Below are 18,944 nucleotides of genomic sequence, written 5' to 3'. Positions count from 1 at the left end.
TCATATAACTTAACAGATCGAATTATAGAATTTGGAGGGGTCAATATGAAAAATAGCTTATTTATAAAAAATATTAAGGCGTTAGTAACTTGCGATGAAAAAGATAATTTATTTGAAAATGTGAATCTATATATAGAAGATGGGATTATAAAATATATAGGGAAAGATATTTTTGAAGCAAAAGAAGTAATTGATGCAAAAGATATGTATGTATATCCAGGACTTATAAATAGTCATCATCATCTTTTTCAGACTTTTACTAGAAATTTGCCACAAGTACAAAATATGGAACTTTTTGATTGGTTAACAACTTTATATGAAATATGGAAAGGGGTAGTTTCAGAATCTATAAGATATAGCTCTTTAGTGGGAATGGGAGAACTAATGAAAAATGGATGTACTACTTGCTTTGATCATCATTATCTTTTTCCAGAGAAAGCTGAAGAAACTCTTATAGATGAACAATTTAATTCAGCTAAAGAGTTAGGAATTAGATTTCATGCATCAAGAGGTAGTATGAATTTAAGTAAAAAGGATGGGGGATTACCTCCAGACTCTGTTGTTCAAAAATTTGATAAAATATTATACGATTCAGAAAGAATTATAAAAAAATATCATGATGCAAGTGAGTTTTCCATGAAGCAAGTTGTCTTAGCACCTTGTGCTCCATTTAATGTAACAGCAGAGTTGATGAAGGAAAGTGCTAAACTTGCAAGAAAATATAATGTAAGACTTCATACTCATTTAGCAGAAACAAAGGATGAAGAAAGATATACTCTTGAAAGATTTAATATGAGACCTTTAGAATACATGGATACCCTTGATTGGATTGGAAGTGATGTTTGGTACGCTCATGGAATTCATTTCAATGATGAAGAACTTAAAATATTAGCAAAAACACAAACAGGAGTAGCACATTGTCCTATATCAAATATGAAATTATCTTCAGGAATAGCTAGAATTCCAGAAATGATAAAACTAGATGTTCCTGTAGGACTAGCAGTTGATGGAAGCGCAAGTAATGATGGTTCAAATCTTTTAGAAGAGCTTAGAATTTGTTATCTACTTCATAGATTAAATTGGAGTAATAATGCTCCGACTGGATATGATATATTAAAACTAGCAACAAGGGGAAGTGCAAGAGTTCTTGGAAGAAATGATATTGGAGAGCTCTCAGTGGGAAAAGCAGCAGATTTATTTATGATAAATTCAAATAGAATAGAGTTTATAGGAGCAGAATATGATCCAAAATCAATATTAGGTACTGTTGGATGTAAATCAACAGTTGATTATACAATAATAGCAGGTAAAGTAGTAGTAAAAGATGGGAAGCTTACTAATGTAGATGAAGAAAAAATAGTTTTTGAAGCGAGAAACGCAGTACAAAATTTATTTAGCAAAATATAAGTTATGTAAAGTTCATGATGAAATCTAATTTTTGAATATGAAAGCGGTTACTTAAAGATAAAGGTGTGTGGTTAAAATGAACGGAATAATCTTAGCATCAGGATTTAGTAAAAGAATGGGAAAAAATAAATTATTAATGAATATTGGAGATGAATTAATAATTGAAAAGGTAATAAGAACAATCAAGAAATGTAATATTTCAAATATAATTTTAGTTGGAAGAGAAGAAGAAATAATTAATATTGGAATAAATGAGGGAATAAAAACTATAAAAAATAATTTTGCTATTAATGGACAAAGTGAATCAATCAAATTAGGATTAAAAGAAGTAGATTTAAATCATAATTATATGTTTTTTTGTGGCGACCAGCCATTTATAGATAAAGAATCAGTTAATAAATTGATAAAGGTTTCCGCAGAAAATAGTAAAAATATAATTATTCCTAAATTTAAGGATAAGACAGGAAGTCCAATTATATTTCCTATAAGTTTAAAAAAAGAGTTAGAAAGCTTAAATGGAGATATGGGAGGAAGGGAAGTAATTAAAAATAATAAAGATAAAATTAAGTATGTAGGTATAAATAATAGCTTGTTTTTGCAAGATATTGATACTATAAAAGAGTATGAAGAATTTATTAAATTAATAAAAAGATAAAATAATAGTTATCAAAATGATATAAATTATTATTTTGATAACTATTTGTTCTTTTATAATTATCTACATACAATTTTAATATTAATATTAATTAAAAAATTACTATTTACTATACTAAAAGTCTAATTAAATCTTGGCATAAATTATGCGTATTATAAAAACAATTAAGTATTTCTTTTAAATTAGAGGAGAGGTAAATATGGAATATAAATATATTTATGAAGAGATAATAAAATCTTCAGAAAATTATAAAGAAGATATGAGTAATTTTTTAAGAGAAATAATTTCTATACCTTGTGAAAGCTGTAATGAAAAAGCTAAGATAATGAGAATAAAGAAGGAAATGGAAAAGGTTGGTTTTGATAAAATAGAGATAGATCCAATGGGGAACTTATTAGCTTATATGGGGTCAGGAAGTCATCTTATAGCTATGGATGGACATGTTGATACTGTTGGGGTAGGAGACCCTAGCCTTTGGAATTATAATCCATATGAGGGAGATGAGGATGCAGAAGTAATACTAGGAAGAGGAGTAAGTGATCAAGGTGGCGGTATAGCTGCAATGGTTTATGCTGGGAAAATTATTAAGGATTTAAATTTAGAAAATGATTATACATTACTTATAGCATGTACAGTTCAAGAAGAAGATTGTGATGGATTGTGTTGGCAGTATATAATTAACGAAGATAATATAAATCCTGAATTTGTGGTAATTACAGAACCTACTTCATGTAATATATATAGGGGGCATAGAGGTAGAGTAGAAATTAAGGTTAGTACCAATGGAATTAGTTGTCATGGGTCTGCTCCAGAGAGAGGAGAAAATGCAATATTTAAGATGGCTCCGATATTAGATGAATTGAAAAGTTTAGATAAAGGCCTTATGTATAATGATTTTTTAGGAAAAGGAACATTAACTGTATCTGAAATATTTTTTTCATCACCTTCGAGATGTGCAATAGCAGATGGATGTAGTATTTCTATAGATAGAAGATTAACAGATGGAGAAAGTCATAAATTTGCAATAGAGCAAATTAAAAATTTACCTTCAGTTAAGAAAGCCAATGCTCAGGTATCTATATATAATTATGATAAAAAATCATATACAGGACTTTCTTATGAAACACAATCATATTTTCCAACATGGGTTATTCCAGAAGAGCATGAAGTATGTCAAACTCTTATTGAAACATATAGAAGCTTATTTAAAGCAGAGCCTATAGTAGATAAATGGACTTTTTCAACTAATGGGGTTTCTATAATGGGTAGGTATGGAATTCCATGTATAGGTTTTGGTCCTGGACATGAAGATCAAGCACATGCACCAAATGAAAGAACATGGAAAAGCGAAATAGTAAAAGCAGCAGCAATGTATGCTTTAATTCCTACCATTTATGTAAATAAAGTGAATAATAAATAATGTATAGTTAAAGAGGCTTAGAGAAATAAATTTAAGCTTCTTTTTCTTATGATTTAGGAAATTATAAAAAATTTACATGATTTATAACTATTTATAATTTCCTTCCTTCAGTTTTTTATTTATAATAATTGTAAGGTCAAGGAAAAAATGTTAACATAATATTATGAGAGAGTTTAAAAGTTAATAATATAGTACAAAAGGTGATAATAGAATGGAAGAAAAGTTTATTAAGGACATAGCTAATAAAATAAGTGATGGAATTATAATTTTAAATTCTAATAATAAAGTAATTTATGCTAATAATTATGTAAGAAAATCCTTGAATATTCAAAGCATTGAGTTAGAAGAAATAGAGGTATTTATAAAGCATGATTTTGAAAAATATAATATTTCAATAAGGGTTAAGGATACTGATTATGATGGAATAGGTGAATTATTAGAAACAGACTCTTATTCATATAATTATAAAAGTATTATCATATTAAATAAGATTTGTAAAAAAGATAAATGTAATATAACTGCAAATAATGTTTGGGGAGAAATAAAATTAGAATCTATAATTGGTGAATCTGAATCAATGAGAAATATTAAAAAGAAAATTTTAAAGATAGCCAATTCCACATCCTCAGTTCTTATAACAGGAGAAAGTGGTACTGGTAAAGAAGTAATAGCTAGAGCTATACATTCTCAAAGTAATAGAAGGAACAAACCTTTTATAGCAATAAATTGTGCAGCAATTCCTGAAGCTCTACTTGAAAGTGAGTTGTTTGGATATGCAAAAGGTGCTTTTAGTGGAGCTAGTAATAATGGTAGAATGGGAAAGTTCGAACTTGCAAATGGAGGAATAATATTTTTAGATGAAATAGGAGATATGCCACTTTCACTTCAAGTAAAATTGCTTAGAGTTCTGCAAGAAAAAAAGTTTGCTAAGATAGGATCTAATAAAATGATAAATTTAGATATAAGAGTAATTGCGGCAACTAATAAAGATATAAAAGAAATGATAAAAGAAAAAAAATTTAGAGAAGATTTATATTATAGGATAAATGTAATACCTATAGAAATTCCTAATCTTTCAGAGAGAAAAGAGGATATAAAGCAATTGGTATTAAGCTTTATAGAGAAATATTGTTCAAGCTACAATTTAGAAAAAATTAATATAGAGGATGAAGTAATAAAAAAGTTAGAAAATTATCCATGGGAAGGAAATATAAGAGAATTACAAAATGCTGTAGAGTTGATGATAAATTTAGTAGATGAAGATAATATAATAACATGTAGTATCCTTCCAGAATATATAACAAGTTATTATGATAGTCATGATGAGAAAGATTTAGATGATATTATCAATGGAGATTTTATAACATTAGAAGAATTAGAAAAAAGATATATAAATTATGCATTAGAGAAGTATGGACATGATACTAAGGGAAAATCTAAAGCTGCTAAAAAACTTGGAATAGGTCTAGCCACTTTATATAGAAAAAGTTAAGTTTATTTTAATGCAAAAATGTAGAGTTTATATAAAATAGTAATAAAAAGTTGTTTATATTACAAAAAATAAAGGATATTAAGAAAGGCTGTAATTATGAAATATAAATGCTTAATTTTGGACCATGATGATACAGTTACTATAAGTACACCTAATATACATTATCCATCATTTGTAGAGGCACTTAAAATATTAAGACCAAATACAAAAATAATTACTCTTGAAGAATTTATCTCAAGTTGTTTTAATCCTGGTTTTTCAGAATTATGCAAGGATATATTGAAATTTAACAAAGAAGAACAGGCATATCAATATAAAATATGGAGTAGCTATACAAAGTCAAAAATTCCAAATTTTTATCCTGGTTTTCCAGAATTAATAAAAGAGTTTAAAAATTTAGGAGGAGTAATTTGTGTTGCCTCTCACTCTGAAAGTGAACAAATTCAAAGAGATTATAAGATTAATTGTGGTATTTTACCAGATAAAATATTTGGGTGGGATCTTGAAGATTATAAGAGAAAACCGAACCCTTACCCAATTAGAGAAGCTATGAAAACATTTAACTTAAATAAAGAAGATATATTAGTAGTAGATGATTTAAAGCCTGGACTTGATATGGCAAGAACTTGTAATGTAGATTTTGCTAGTGCTGGTTGGTCTCATATTATACCAGAAATAATTGATTTTATGAAAGAAAATTCAAATTATTATTTATCAAGTGTTGATGAACTAAGAAATATAATATTATAAAAAAATGAATAAGAACTTATTATATAAGTGATAGTTATTAAAGATCAATAGCTATCACTTATATTTTGACCATAATGGAGATAAGCCATTAATATAATATGCCCATAATCCTGATATAAATGCAAAGAAAACAGTTGATAACTTAGGATTATTAGTAATCTTAATCAAATAACAATTTATTTGATTAGATAAGAATATATATAATAATACAGGCAAAATACTTAAAATATGGTTTATATTATTAAAGTTTTTAGTTTGGGAAAGCATCTTATTAAAACTTGGACATTTAATAGTATAAGATTTATTAAATATTATATCGATTTTAAGAAATTTATTATCACAGTACGGACATGCTTTCATAAATTACCTCCAAATAAGATAGTTATTATAATTATACTATTATATGGATATATATGTAAATATTACAATAATTAAATAGCTTATGAAATATAGATACAAAGGATATATTTCATAGGTTACTTTTATATACATGGAAAGTGAAAGATATTTTGAGATTCATCTTTGATTATTAAAATGATAAATATAATTACTAAAATGATAACAAAGTAGGCCTAGCAATTATATTGGATAAAAGATAACAAGTAATATAGTTTAGGTTTAAAAAATTAAAATAAATAATTAAGTAATAAAGTTATTAATGTATTTTTAAATAAAAGTATTTGAAATTATTTAAATTTCAAGCTTTGTACAAAAAAATATAATCAAATCTTTATTATACTTGTTTCGCTGTTTCATAATACTTATTTTTTATAAAAATGAAATTGCGAACTGTGATTTGTTCACTGTGAGCTAAACAAGTTGTTAATTATTAATTTAAATAAATAATTAACAACAAATCATGGGAATTGGCATGAATAATGCTTTAAATATTATTGATAATATTATACTGGAGGGAAGATAAATGATTTTAGTAGGTAATGGAATAGTTATAACCCAGGATAATAATAATCCAATTATAAATAATGGAGCTATAGTTATTAAAGATAATATTATAGTGGAAGTTGGAGATTATAATGCCTTAAAGTCAAAATACAATAATTATGAATTTGTTGATGCTAAAGGTAAGGTAATAATGCCTGGAATAATTAATAATCATCATCATATTTATAGTGCTTTTGCAAGAGGAATGGATAACAAAGAAGCACCTTCTAATAATTTCGTTGAAATATTAGAGAGACTTTGGTGGAAAATGGACAAAAAGTTAACTTTAGAGGACACAAAATATAGTGCGTATACAACTTATATTGATTGTATAAAAAATGGAGTAACAACTGTATTTGATCACCATGCTAGTCCTTATAGTATTACAGATAGTTTATTTACAATTGGAGATGTGGCTAAAGAGTTGGGGATGAGGACAACTTTATGTTACGAAGTTTCTGATAGGGATGGAGTAGATATAACAAATGAAGGGATTTATGAAAACGTAAACTTTATTAAATATGCTAATAAAGATGACAGTGATATGATAAAAGGTTTATTTGGACTTCATGCATCCTTTACATTAAGCAATAAGACTCTAGAAAAATGTGCTAAAGAGATGGAAGGTTTAAATACAGGTTATCATGTGCATGCAGCAGAAGGAATAGCAGATTTACATGATACATTAAAAGTTTCTGGAAAGAGGGTAATAGAAAGATTAAATGATTATAACATATTAGGAGATAAGACCTTAGCTGTTCATTGTATTCATATAAATGATAATGAAATGGGTTTATTAAAGAGTACAAATACAAATGTCATAAATAATCCAGAATCTAATATGGGTAATGCTGTTGGGTGTTCTCCAGTTTTAGAAATGTTAAATAAGGGTGTAACAGTTGGTATGGGAACTGACGGATATACAAGTGATATGTTTGAGTCTATGAAAGTATTTCCTATAATACAAAGACATAATAGATGTCATCCTGGTGTAGCATTTAATGAAACCTTTAAATTACTATTTGAAAATAATAAGATTATAGCTGATAAGTACTTTAATAGGGAAGTTGGAGTATTAAAAGAGGGAGCCTATGCAGATATAATTGTTTTAGATTACAATCCTATAACTCCAATGAATGCCAATAACCTCCATGGTCATATGTTATTTGGGTTTACTGGAAGATCTGTTATAACAACTATAATTAATGGGAAAATTATTATGAAAGATAGAGAAATGCTTAATATAGACGAAGAAAAAATATTTAGAAAATCAAGGGAACTTGCACAAAAGCTATGGGAAAAAATGTGATGGGTATTGATTATGTTCCGCTTAATAAATAACAATTTAGTATAGACTCAACATGCAATAATTAAATATATTAATATAAAAATGGGAGGTATTATTATGGGGAAAAATAATAAAAGGGAAGTAAATAATAGTAGTGAATTAATTTATCAGTTGGATGGTAGACCACCTTTAAGTAAGGCACTGCCACTAGGTATTCAGCATGTATTAGCTATGTTCACAGGTAATTTAGCTCCAATATTTGTACTTACAGGCATTCTTGGAACAAGTGCATCAGATCGTATTATAATGATACAAAGTGCAATGCTTGTATCGGGTCTTATTACATTTCTACAGTTATATCCATTTAAAATTGGCAAGTTTCAAATAGGTTCAAAGCTTCCTATAGTTATGGGTACATCTTTTGCCTTTGTACCAACTATGCAGGCAATTAGTGAAAAATTGCATGGAGAAGGAATATCACCAGAAATAGCCATGGGGATTATTCTTGGTGGTACATTGCTTGGGGGATTTGTGGAAGATATAATGGGAATCTTTATAAAACCTTTGAAGAAGTTCTTTCCACCATTAGTAGTAGGCTCTGTTTTGGTTACAATAGGTATAAAGCTTTTAGGGACAGGAGCAAACTATTTTGTAGGATCACCTAAGACAGCAAATGATTTTGATCCAAGAAATCTTGTTTTAGGTTTTACTGTATTATTAACAATACTTTTAATTAATAGATTTGCGAAAGGACTATGGAAAGCATCATCAATATTAGTAGGATTGGTGGCAGGATATACTTTAGCTTTATTTATGGGCATGGTAAATTTCGATACAATTGCAAATGCGAGCTGGGCAAGTGTACCAACTCCATTCCATTTTAAGCTTGCATTCAGAATGGATGTAATAATGGCCTTTTTCGCTGTATATGTTGTATCTGGACTTGAGACAATAGGTAATACAAGTGGTATAACAATTGCGGCATTTAATAGGGATGCTACAGGTGAAGAAACTTCAGGTGCAATCTTGGCAGATGCAGTAGGATCACAGGTTGCAGCAATATTTAATACTCTACCTAATACTGCATTTGGACAAAATGCAGGTATTGTAGCTATGACTGGAGTTGTAAATCGTTTTTGTATAGCTACAGGAGCAGCTGTTTTAGTGTTAGCAGGTTTCTTTCCTAAAATAGGAGCTATTTTTTCAGCTATGCCTAACAGCGTTTTAGGTGGTGCTGTTGTTACTGTATTCGCTATGATTCTTTTAAATGGTATAAAAATGATCGCCTCTGCTGGCTTTAATGATATAAATAATTTAATTGTTGGTGTAACTTTTGGTCTTGGATATGGTGTTGGGAATCTACCAGCAGAAATAAAAGCAAAGTTTCCAGTAGTAATGCAATATATATTCCAGGAGCCAGTGGCAGCAGTATGTATTGTTAGTGTTATTGCATGTCTAATATTTAAACCTAAGAAGATAGAAGAAGCTTCTGTAAGTGCTTTGGAGAGCTAAAATGTTAGATGAAGTATTTCATGCTGTTATTTTGGTATGAAAATTGCTAAATAATATAGTGCTATATAGTAAAGACATATAGCACTATTATTTCATATAAAATTTACTTGAAGAAAGGTGGTATAACCATGAGTGATATAATGAAACCAATGTCTTTTGAAAGGATTCTCGATTTAACTCTTGAAGATTATTATACAAAAGGCAAAATATTTGGAATAGAAGAAAAAGATTTTTATAGAGACATTGATAATAGTATTGAAATGAATTTTTGCAATGAATACTTAAGATTCCCAGTAGGTCCAGCAGCTGGTCCTCATACACAATTAACACAAAACTTTTTAGCTGGTTATTTAACAGGATGCAGATATTTTGAACCTAAGACGGTTCAAATAGTAGATGGAAAAGACATGCAGGCAATGATTCCAAGACCATGTATAGATGCTAAAAATGTAGGTTATAATGTTGAATGGTCAACAGAATTAACTGTTGAAGAAGCCGCAGAAGAATATGTGAAAGCCTCTGTATTAATGCAAGTTATAGGTATTGAACTTGGATTATCAGATGTAAAAGATTTTATTCTTAATATAAGTGTAGGATATGATCTTAAAGGAATTCAATCAAAGAAAATTTCTGACTTTATAGATAACCTTAAAGACTCAAAAGATACAGTAATCTTTAAGGAGTGCATTGATGTATTAAAGAAGAATATTAATAAATTCAAGAGATTTAAATTAGAAGATATAGATAATATTACTTCAAAGATTACAAATATAATTACACTATCTACAATGCATGGATGTAAAGCAAGTGAAATTTTAGATATAGCAACTCACTTAATAGTAAATAAAAAGATAAACATGCTATTAAAATGTAACTCTACATTATTAGGATATGATGCAGTAAGAGAAATCTTAGACAACTTAGGCTACAATGACATTGAATTAAAGAGAGAAGACTTTGATCACGACTTACAATTTGAAACAGCTAAAGAAATTATAGCTAAGCTATTAGATACGGCAAAGGAAAATGATGTAAATTTCGGAGTTAAGCTTACAAATACATTGCCTGTAGTTAATACAAGAGGAGTTATGCCTGGTGAAGCTATGTATATGTCTGGAAAGCCATTATATCCAATAGCAATAAATGTAGCCAAGAAGATTGCAAAAGAATTTAATAATATACCTATGTCTATGTCAGGCGGAATAGATAAAAACAATGTATTAGATGTATTTAATGCTGGGATAGCTCCAATCACTATAGCTACATTATATTTACAACCAAAGGGATATATAAATAACAGTGCAGTATTAAACGAAATGAAAAAGTTAGGACAAGCACCAAAATGCTTAAACCTTGAAGATTTAAATATTTTAGGAGAAAAAGCAAAGACTGATGCTCATTATAAAAATAAAGGTAATGGGAGAGTATTAGAAGATAAGCTGGAAACTTTTGATTGCTTAAAGAGCTGTGGAATATGCGTTGATGTATGTCCGAATAGAGCAAATATGAGAGTGGCTGTTGAAGGACTTTCAGCCAATTATCAAATTCTTCATGTTGAAAATATGTGTAATGAATGTGGTAACTGTCATATGTTCTGTCCAAAGGGAGGCTTCCCATATCTTAAGAAAACAACTATTTTTAGAAATCTAGAAGAATATACTGATTCTAAGAATACTGGATTATTAAGGATAAGCGAAGATAAATTCTTGTTAAGAGAAGCTGGAAAAGAATATGTATATGTAGTTAATTCAAAAGAAATTAAGAGTAAATTAGAAGTTACAGTAGAAACAATATTGAAAGATTATTCTTATTATGTTGATAAAATAGATTGTTTAAGTGAAGAAGAATTAAATAAGTACGTATAATAAGATGTTTAAAAGAAAGTTTATTGATATAACATCATGTATTAGTTTGATAATTAGGAGGAGCAAGTTAAATGTATAATTTTAAGCTCAATGGTAAAGATTTATCAGTAGATGAAGATATAAGTTTAATTGATTATTTAAGAGATGTAGAGCAATTAACATCTGTAAAAAATGGTTGTGCAGAAGGTGCTTGTGGTGCTTGTATGGTTTTAGTCAATGGTGTAGCACAAAGAGCATGTATTCAAAAGATAAGTAGACTTGAAAATAAAGAAGTAATTACAGTTGAAGGAATTAGTGAGAGAGAAAGAGACGCTTTTGCTTATGCATTTGGTAAATGTGGAGCAGTTCAATGTGGATTTTGTATTCCAGGAATGGTTATAAGTGCAAAAGGATTATTAGATAAAAATTTAGACCCAACAGAAGAAGAAATAAAAAATGCTCTTAAAGGTAATATATGTAGATGTACAGGCTATGTAAAAATTATAGAAGCTATTAAGTTAGTTGCAGAGCTTTTAAGAAATAATGAAGAGGTACCTAAAGTATATTGTAAGGGATTAGTTGGAGAAAATTTACCTAGAATTGATGCTGAAGTAAAAACTCTTGGAATTGGTAAATATGCAGACGATTTATATTTTGACGGGATGCTTTATGGTTCAGCGTTAAGATCAAAGTATCCAAGAGCTTTAGTTAAAAATATAGATACATCAAAGGCAAAGGCTTTAGATGGTGTTTATGCTGTTTTAACAGCAAAAGATATACCAGGAGATAGATTTATTGGACATTTAGTCCAAGATTGGCCAGCAATGATAGATGTTGGAGAAGAAACAAGATATTTAGGAGATTCAGTAGCTTTAGTAGCAGCAAAAAGTAAAAAAATATTAAAAGAGGCATTAAGTCTTATAGAAGTAGATTATGAAGAACTTCCACCGGTAACAAATCCTGAAATGGGATTGAAAGAAGGTGCACCTAAAGTTCATTCAAGTGGAAATATATTAAGTAAACAGTACTTAAAAAGAGGAGATGCAGAGGAAGCTATAAAAAATTCTAAATATGTTGTAACAGAAAAATATAGCACTCCACCAACAGAACACGCATTTTTAGAGCCGGAATGTGCAGTAGCTAATTATGAAGATGGCATTTTAACAGTTTACACAGGTGGCCAAGGTATTTATGATGAACTTCGAGAGGTAGGAAAACTTTTGGATTTAGATCCAAGTAAATTAAGAATTAAAAGTATGCTTGTAGGGGGAGGATTTGGTGGAAAGGAAGATATGAGTGTTCAACATCATGCAGCACTTTTAACTTATTATACAAAGAAACCAGTTAAAGTTACATTAAGCAGAAAAGAAAGTTTAATTATTCATCCCAAAAGGCATGCTATGGAAATGGAATTTACAACAGCTTGTGATGAAAATGGAATTTTAACAGGAATGAAAGCAAGGATAATTTCAGATACAGGAGCATATGCATCGTTAGGAGGTCCGGTACTTCAAAGAGCTTGTACACATGCAGCTGGACCTTACAACTATCAAAATGTAGATATCGAAGGAACAGCAGTATATACAAATAATCCACCAGCAGGAGCTTTTAGGGGCTTTGGAGTTACTCAATCAGCATTTGCAAATGAATGTAATATAAATAAACTTGCAGAGCTTGTTGGAATTTCTCCATGGGAATTTAGATATAGAAATGCAATTAGGCCAGGACAAGTTTTACCTAATGGGCAAATCGCAGATGAAGGAACTGCATTAGTTGAAACTTTAGAGGCGGTAAAAGATGAATTTGAAAATAATAAGAATGTTGGAATAGCTTGTGCGTTTAAAAATGCTGGACTAGGTGTTGGAATACCAGATACAGGTAGATGTAAAATAGTCGTTAAAGATAGTAAGGTTATTATAAGAACATCAGCTGCTTGTATAGGTCAAGGAATAGGAACTGTGGCAACACAGATTGTATGTGAAACTACTGGATTAGATCCAGAGAAAGTTTTAGTAGATAGTCCAGATACCTTTACAACTCCTAATTCAGGAACAACAACAGCTTCAAGGCAAACTGTACTTACAGGTGAAGCAGCAAGACTTGCAGCTCTTCAATTGAAGGAAGCATTGGTAAATAAATCACTAAATGATCTTGAGAGTGAAGAATATTATGCTGAATATTGTCCTCAAACAGATCCTATGGGAAGTACAAAACCTAATCCAGTAAGTCATGTAGCTTATGGATATGCAACTCAAGTAGTAGTTTTAGATGATAATGGAAAGGTAATAAAGGTAGTTGCGGCCCATGACATAGGAAGAGCAGTAAATCCTGTGGCTGTAGAAGGGCAAATAGAAGGTGGAGTAGTTATGGGGCTAGGATATGCACTAACAGAAGACTATCCACTTAAAAATGGAATTCCTTTAGCCAAATTCGGTACTTTAGGATTATTCAGATCAACTGGAATACCAGAAATAAAACCAATATTAGTTGAAAAGAATAAGGCCAATTTAGTATATGGAGCAAAGGGTGTTGGAGAAATTGTAGTTGTACCAGAAGCACCAGCAATGCAAGGAGCTTATTACAAGTTAGATGGAGAGTTTAGAACTAAATTACCACTTGAAAATACCTATTATAGAAAGTCTAAAAAGTAAACTTAGTATATAAAGAACCTGTATATTCTCTATTTTATGTAGAAAATATATAGGTTCTTTTAATATAACATGCAGAAAGTATATATTTGAAATATATAGATAAATTTAAATATTTTGTATAAGGAAACATTTACAATAAAAAGATGTTATGATAATATATTAATATACAAAACATTGTATATTAATATACGAATGTACAATATTTTGTATATTAATATATTTTAGTGATTATTGTGCGCACGATGATTGTTAAATAAAAATTAGGGGGAAAAATGATAATGAAAAAATTTTTAACTAAATTTTTATCTGGAGTATTACTAGTAGGTATAGGTTTCACATCTTTTGGATATAGCAAAATAAATGCATATACAAATAACAAGTTATTAAGAAATGGTAGTGCTATGGACGCTGAAATGAATAAAGAAAATTTAGAAAAAATTGATAGTATTATGTCGGAAAATATATCTAATAATATTATTCCTGGTGGAGTAGTTCTTATAGCTAAAGATGGAGAAATTGTATATAATAAGGCATTTGGAGATGCACAAAAATATGATATGGCTAAACTTCTGGATAATCCGAGAAAGATGAATACAGAAACAATATTTGATTTAGCATCTGTAACTAAAGTAATGGCAACAACTCAAGGAGTTATGAAGTTAAGTTATGAAGGAAAATTAGATGTTAATAATACAGTAGCAACATATATACCTGAGTTTGCAAAAAACGGGAAACAAAATGTCAAGGTTAAGGATTTATTAACACATACTTCAGGACTAACTCCATGGAAACCTACATTTTTTTATGCTAATAATCCTAAAGAGGAATTAGATTTTATATGTAATTTACCACTAGAATATGAAACTGGCACTAATAGAAAGTATAGTGATTTTAGTTTCATGACACTTGCTTTTGTTATAGAGGCAATAACTAACCAACCTTTAGATGTTTATTTAGAGGAGAATATATATAAAGTACTAGATATGAATGATACTATGTTTACTCCGGATGAGTCTCTTAAGTCTAGGATTTCGGCGACTTCTTGGGGAAATCCATATGAATATAGGATGGTAGAAGATGATAATTTTGGTTATCTTTGCGAAGAAAATGTAGAGGATTTCAAAGGGTGGAGAAATTATACCCTTGTGGGCGAAGTAAATGATGGAAATGCTTTTTATGCTAATAACGGAGTAGCCGGACATGCCGGATTATTTTCTACAGCATCTGATTTAGCAATTTTAGGGCAAGCTATGCTAAATGGAGGAGAATATAATGGAGTAAGACTTTATGATAAAAAAACTTTGGATGAGTTTACATCAATCCAAAGTAATTTTGGTCATGGATATGGATGGGAAATTAATAGAGGTGGAGAAAATTCTGGATATATGGGCAAATATGCAACTGAAAATGTATTTGGACATACAGGATTTACAGGTACTCAAGTAATTTTTGATAAGGAAAATAATTTGCAAATAATAATTTTAACTAATAAGCAAAATCTAGGAGTCAATAGTAATGGAGGATATTCAAGTACATTTAAATTAAGCAGAGATATAGCTACAACAGTATATGAATCTATTTTACCGAAGATAAATATTAGTGGAGTCGAAGATGGAAGAGAATATAATGAACCAGTAAGGATTAATATTAATCAAGAAGACGGAACATTAATTTCTGATATAACAATTAATGGAAAACCTTATAGTTATGAAGAAATTAGTAACCCTGGCCAGTATATATTAAGAATAGTTTATAAAAGTCAATTTGGGAAAGAAGAAATTAAAGAAATAAAATTCTCTATTAAAGAAAAGAAGGATCCTACAACACCTATTGAGGATGAAAATAACAATGCTAATAATGGTAATCAAGATAAAGAAAGTAATGGGAGTGTAGTAGAAGATAAAAATAATTCTTCAGGTAAAGAGAATGGTTTACCTAATACTGGAACTTTGTTTGGCACAACTTCAATGCTAATTATATCAAGTGCCATTATATTTGCTGGAGTTGTATTAAAAAGGAAAAATAGTTAAAAGACATAATTGAAAATACTTGCAATACTATTTTCATAAATGAAATTAAATCAATATTAAGAAAATATTATTAATATTAAACATAAAAAAATATATATGGAAATAGTGTAATAAGCACTATTTTCATATCTTTTTTGCTATAAAAAGGAAAGGTATATATTATGAAGCTTAATTTATAATATATTTGTATAGTAGACATATTAAATATTAATTTAGATTTTAAATTAAATTTCTTTAAAGATTATAGTAATAAATAAAAACATTTTGAATTTACTTCATTATTGATATATACTAATAAAGATTAAGTAAATAAAATTTATGTATAGTATAAATTGATTTTGTAGGGAGAAAGTGTATATGTTAATTAAGGTAGAAAGTAAACTAAAAGTATGGCTTAAAATGATTCTTATATTTGTAATATTTACAATAATACTTATTCAGTTTAGAAAGTTATTTTCAGATTTTGATATACATACATTTTATTTATATAGAGACAAGCTTTCCTTTGTAAGATTAATTACTATTACAATATTAGGGCTTCTTTCTTATTTACCATTATCTTTGTATGATTTTATAATAAAAGATACATGTAAAATTTCATTAGATAACAGAAGTCTTTATAAGTCTTCATGGATTGCAAGTTCGATTTCAAGTATAGTAGGTTTTGGTGGTACAGCTGCAATAGCAATTAAAAGCTACCTTTATTCACCATATATTAAGGACAAGGCATTTCTAGTAAAAGAAGTTTCAAAGGTAGTACTATTAAATTTTACTGGATTTTCTATTATATGCTTAATTTATTCTATTTTGGATATACCGAGTTTGAAAAATATAGAATTAGTAAAATTAGGTATATTATTGTCGGCACTTTATACTCCAATTTTGCTTATATATAATCTAATTAGATATAAGAGAGAAAAAAATTCTGAGAAAGCTATGAAAACTATAAAAATAATGATTATCTCTACCTCAGAATGGATAGCAATGGCTTTATTGTTATTTAGTATTCTTAGATTATTAGGAATTGGACTAACATTAGCAAAGATATTTCCAATATATGTTGTCTCTTCTGCTATAGGTATTATAAGTATGATGCCAGGAGGTATAGGAGGATTTGATTTATCATTTATACTAGGGGTTAGTGCTTTAGGTGTAAATAAAGAGGAAGCTGTTTTAGCCTTAGTATTATACCGTATAAGCTATTATATAATACCACTATCTGTTGGAATAATTTTATTAATGTATGAATTAAAAAGAAAATTAAATAAAGATTATATTACCATCCTGAAATTAGGCATAAAAAAATTAATTAAAAATAAATTCGCTTAGAAAACTCCTATGGGAGTTTTTTTATTTATTAAAATTTATAATTTTAATAAATAAATTTTAATAAATCTATGAATTTAGAGCTATATTGCAAAAATGAAAGGTTAATGAAAGTTATATAAATATGTAATTAATAAATATTAAGATAAACTATACTTATAAAGAAAATTTATAAGTGTTCAAACATTAATATAATTAGTTATATGGAGGGAAAAATGAAAAGCATACTAAATGTAGAAAAGATTGAAAAATACTATGGAAACAAAGAAAATGTAACTAAGGCAATAGATAATATAAGTTTTAAAGTAGAAAAAGGAGAATTTGTTGGGATAATGGGGCCATCAGGTAGTGGGAAAACAACACTTCTTAATTGTATTTCAACAATAGATACAGTAACTACAGGAAATATTATTATAAATGATAAGGATATTACAAAATTAAAATCAAAACAGTTAGAGAAGTTTAGAAGAGACGAGTTAGGTTTTATATTTCAAGATTTTAATCTTTTAGATACATTAACTGCTTATGAAAATATAGCATTAGCATTAACTATTCAAGGAAAAGGTCATAATAAAATTGATGAATTTATAAAAAAGGTATCAATGAATCTTGGGATTACAGATGTATTAAAAAAGTATCCATATCAAATGTCAGGAGGCCAAAAACAAAGAGTTGCATCAGCAAGAGCCATTGTAACCAACCCATCATTGATATTAGCTGATGAACCAACAGGAGCTTTAGATTCAAAGTCTTCAAGATTACTTTTAGATTCATTTGAAACTCTTAATAAGGATTTAGAAGCAACGATACTAATGGTTACCCATGATGCTTTTACTGCAAGTTATGCCCATAGAATTTTATTCATTAAAGATGGAAAGATATTTAATGAACTTATAAGAGGAGGAGATTCTAGAAAAGAATTTTTCAATAGAATTATTGAAGTAGTTACTCTTTTAGGAGGTGATGCAGGCGATGTATTCTAAAATAGCATTTAACAATGTAAAAAAGAGCATAAAAGACTATGCAATATATTTTTTAACACTAACATTTGCAGTTTGTATATTTTATAGCTTTAATTCTATAGAATCACAAAAAGTAGTTTTTGAGGTAAATAGTAGTGAATCCGATATAATAAGCGGTTTAAGTAAAGCTATAGGAATAGTTTCAATATTTGTGTCTTTTATTCTTGGAAGCTTAATTATATATGCAAATAACTTTTTAATTAAAAAGCGTAAAAAAGAACTTGGAATTTATATGACATTAGGAATGGGAAAGAATAAAATATCAAAAATATTACTTTTTGAAACTTTAATAATTGGATTAATGTCATTAATAGCCGGAATTATTTTAGGCATGATTTTTTCACAAGGATTATCAGTATTTACAGCTAAATTATTTGACGTTGGAATGGGAGAATATAAATTTATAGTATCATTCGAGGGGATTATAAAAAGTACTATATATTTTGGAATAATGTTTTTATTAGTTATGATTTTTAATACTATTGTAGTATCAAAATACAAATTAATTGATATGTTAATAGCTTCAAGGAAAAGTGAAAAGATAAAACTTAAAAATCCAATTATAAATATTATAATATTTATAATACAGTTTGTTGAAAAACCCC

The 18,944-nt window shown here is 28.5% G+C and carries 14 protein-coding genes; 13 read left to right on the top strand and 1 reads right to left on the bottom strand.

From position 1 onward, the window contains the following. Positions 1–45 precede the first annotated feature (45 nt). From AAT22_RS11435 to AAT22_RS11415, 5 genes are all read left to right on the top strand, one after another. Entirely contained in the window at positions 46–1,407 is a 1,362-nt protein-coding gene (locus AAT22_RS11435) for an 8-oxoguanine deaminase (protein WP_047001330.1), read from the top strand. Between the two features lie 76 nt (positions 1,408–1,483). Continuing rightward, entirely contained in the window at positions 1,484–2,062 is a 579-nt protein-coding gene (locus tag AAT22_RS11430) for an NTP transferase domain-containing protein (RefSeq protein ID WP_047001329.1), read from the top strand. 199 nt (positions 2,063–2,261) lie between these two features. Continuing rightward, the gene (locus AAT22_RS11425) at positions 2,262–3,482 is read left to right on the top strand and encodes a YgeY family selenium metabolism-linked hydrolase (RefSeq protein WP_047001328.1); all 1,221 of its coding nucleotides are present in this window, start codon (positions 2,262–2,264) and stop codon (positions 3,480–3,482) included. A 211-nt stretch (positions 3,483–3,693) separates the two neighbouring features. Beyond that, a complete protein-coding gene (locus AAT22_RS11420) occupies positions 3,694–4,974 on the top strand; it encodes a sigma 54-interacting transcriptional regulator (RefSeq protein WP_016206613.1) in 1,281 nt (426 codons plus the stop codon). Between the two features lie 96 nt (positions 4,975–5,070). After that, the gene (locus AAT22_RS11415) at positions 5,071–5,724 is read left to right on the top strand and encodes an HAD hydrolase-like protein (RefSeq protein WP_047001327.1); all 654 of its coding nucleotides are present in this window, start codon (positions 5,071–5,073) and stop codon (positions 5,722–5,724) included. 54 nt (positions 5,725–5,778) lie between these two features. Here AAT22_RS11415 and AAT22_RS11410 read toward each other — a convergent pair whose 3' ends face one another. Continuing rightward, positions 5,779–6,084 (bottom strand): hypothetical protein, encoded by a 306-nt coding sequence (locus AAT22_RS11410; protein ID WP_047001326.1) that lies wholly within the window; start codon positions 6,082–6,084, stop codon positions 5,779–5,781. A 562-nt stretch (positions 6,085–6,646) separates the two neighbouring features. On the opposite strand from AAT22_RS11410, the gene ssnA reads away from it, so the two are divergent. The 8 genes from ssnA to AAT22_RS11370 all read left to right on the top strand — a co-directional run. Then, on the top strand, positions 6,647–7,975 hold the full coding sequence (gene ssnA / locus AAT22_RS11405; protein WP_047001325.1) for a putative aminohydrolase SsnA: 1,329 nt from the start codon (positions 6,647–6,649) through the stop codon (positions 7,973–7,975). 96 nt (positions 7,976–8,071) lie between these two features. Beyond that, on the top strand, positions 8,072–9,466 hold the full coding sequence (locus AAT22_RS11400; RefSeq protein WP_016206617.1) for a solute carrier family 23 protein: 1,395 nt from the start codon (positions 8,072–8,074) through the stop codon (positions 9,464–9,466). A gap of 128 nt (positions 9,467–9,594) precedes the next feature. Further along, the gene (locus tag AAT22_RS11395; RefSeq protein ID WP_047001324.1) at positions 9,595–11,331 is read left to right on the top strand and encodes a hypothetical protein; all 1,737 of its coding nucleotides are present in this window, start codon (positions 9,595–9,597) and stop codon (positions 11,329–11,331) included. Between the two features lie 71 nt (positions 11,332–11,402). After that, positions 11,403–13,961: a selenium-dependent xanthine dehydrogenase gene (gene xdh / locus AAT22_RS11390; protein WP_047001323.1), complete on the top strand. Its 2,559-nt coding sequence runs from the start codon at positions 11,403–11,405 to the stop codon at positions 13,959–13,961. A gap of 278 nt (positions 13,962–14,239) precedes the next feature. Then, a complete protein-coding gene (locus tag AAT22_RS18830; protein WP_084820764.1) occupies positions 14,240–15,991 on the top strand; it encodes a serine hydrolase in 1,752 nt (583 codons plus the stop codon). A gap of 357 nt (positions 15,992–16,348) precedes the next feature. Beyond that, on the top strand, positions 16,349–17,320 hold the full coding sequence (locus AAT22_RS11380; protein WP_047001322.1) for a lysylphosphatidylglycerol synthase domain-containing protein: 972 nt from the start codon (positions 16,349–16,351) through the stop codon (positions 17,318–17,320). Positions 17,321–17,532: 212 nt separating this feature from the next. After that, complete coding sequence (locus AAT22_RS11375) at positions 17,533–18,300, top strand: ABC transporter ATP-binding protein (RefSeq protein WP_047001321.1); 768 nt, start codon at positions 17,533–17,535, stop codon at positions 18,298–18,300. After that, positions 18,290–18,944, top strand: a 655-nt coding sequence (locus AAT22_RS11370) for an FtsX-like permease family protein (RefSeq protein WP_047001320.1), incomplete at its 3' end; no start/stop codon positions are given. The genes AAT22_RS11375 and AAT22_RS11370, both read left to right, overlap by 11 nt.

The sequence above is a fragment of the Clostridium sp. C8 genome (assembly GCF_001010885.1).
Lineage (GTDB): Bacteria > Bacillota > Clostridia > Clostridiales > Clostridiaceae > Clostridium > Clostridium sartagoforme.
Note: the sequence above shows the minus strand (reverse complement) of the source record. Positions and strands in the feature narration are given on the sequence as shown.